This is a genomic window from Polaromonas sp. P3_C2 (assembly GCF_056402675.1).
The window spans coordinates 1-1,665 of record NZ_JBFUGX010000806.1; the positions used below are offsets into that span (position 1 = coordinate 1).

A 1,665-nucleotide genomic window follows, 5' to 3' on the forward strand; every position below is an offset into this window, starting at 1 on the left:
CTGTCTGACCGCTTGGCGGTCAGAACTTTCGTTTTCAGCAGAGCCTTGAATTCTATACCGGTTTTTGAGTCCCGGTCAACTTTTCAAGATCTTTTTTCTACTGAACTTTTCGCTTTCGCGGTAGCTGCAAATCCCGAAGAATTTGTTCGCTGTGTTCAGCAGAGCCATCGACTATAGCACGGTTGTTTTGCGCTTTTCAAGCACCGCTTAAAAAACTTTCTCAACTTACGCGTTGTTCACCATAAGAGGCAGTGAGCGCAAGCGCTTCCCTGTCAGTGCGTACAGGGCATTTCCCAATGCAGGCGCCAATGGCGGCACACCTGGTTCGCCTGCGCCGCCAGGTGTTCTCTCGCTGGGGACAATATGAGTCTGCACAACGGGCGCCTGCGCCATTCCCACCATGGCGTACTGGGGGAAATTCTTCTGGCGCACAACACCGTCCTCTATATCTATGCGGCCATGCAGCGCCGCGGTCAGCGCAAAGATAACGCTCCCCTCCATTTGCTGTGCCACGATGCCCGGGTTCACAGCCGTACCGCAATCCACAGCACACACCACGCGGTGAACGCGCAGCATGCCATTGAGCAATGACACCTCCGCGACCTGCGCCACGATGGACCCAAACGATTCATGCAAGGCGATGCCGCGGGCCCGCCCCTCGGGAAGAGCGCTGCCCCAGCCAGCCTTGAGTGCAGCCAGATCCAGCACGGCCAGATGCCGCGGTGCTTCGCCCAGCAGGGAACGCCGGAAAGCGAGAGGATCCTGTCCAGCCGCCCAGGCCAGCTCGTCCACGAAGCTTTCAGAAAAGAACGCGTTATGCGAATGCCCCACCGAGCGCCAATAGCCGACAGGCACGCCCGAGCGCGTGGCCACATGCGACATGGACTGGCTGGCAAAGCCATAAGGCAGGTCGAACAAACCTTCCGCAGCACTTTTATCGGGGGTATCAAAGGGCCCGGACAGGGCCGGCAGGTTGCGTTCGAGCCATCTAGGCGTAATGGCGTCGCCGGCAGACTTGATGGACAGGCAGGTGACGTCRCCCGTTTCGTCCATGGAGGCCCTCAGCCTGGCTACCTGCATGGGCCGGTAAAAGTCGTGCGTGGTGTCTTCTTCGCGCGACCAGATCAATTGCACAGGCCGGCCACCACACTCCACGGCAATGCGCACTGCCTGCGCCACACAGTCGACCTCCAGCCGGCGGCCAAAGCCGCCCCCCAGCAAGGTGACAGTGACATGGACATCTTCCTGAGCCACCCCGGCCACCCGTGCGGCAACGGCCACAGCCATCTGCGGCACCTGGGTGGGCGCCCAGAGCCATACCTTGCCGCCCATGACTTGCGCGGTGCAGTTCATGGGCTCAAGCGTGGCGTGGGCCAGGTAGGGTGCACGATAAAGTGCCTCGATTTTCCGCACAGCGGATGCCTCGGCCTTGCCGGCATCGCCTTTTTCATAAAAGACATGGCCTTCTTCACGTGCCAGAGCGGTTTCCAGCGATTGTTCAATCGCGCGGGTGTCCAGCGCGCCAGCGGGTCGCTGCTGCCATTCGACCGGCACCATCAAGGCCGCCTGCTGGGCCTGCCACCAGGTTTTAYCCACCACGGCAAAGCCGGCAGTAGAGCCCGCATAGGCCGGCAGCCGCACCAGGCGCTCCACGCCAGGCAAGGC

The 1,665-nt window shown here is 60.9% G+C and carries 1 protein-coding gene; it reads right to left on the reverse strand.

Annotation, left to right across the window (positions count from 1 at the left end):
- Positions 1–225: 225 nt before the first annotated feature.
- A partial coding sequence (locus tag AC1DWI_RS22185; protein WP_477725789.1) for a xanthine dehydrogenase family protein molybdopterin-binding subunit occupies positions 226–1,665 on the reverse strand: 1,440 nt, incomplete at its 5' end.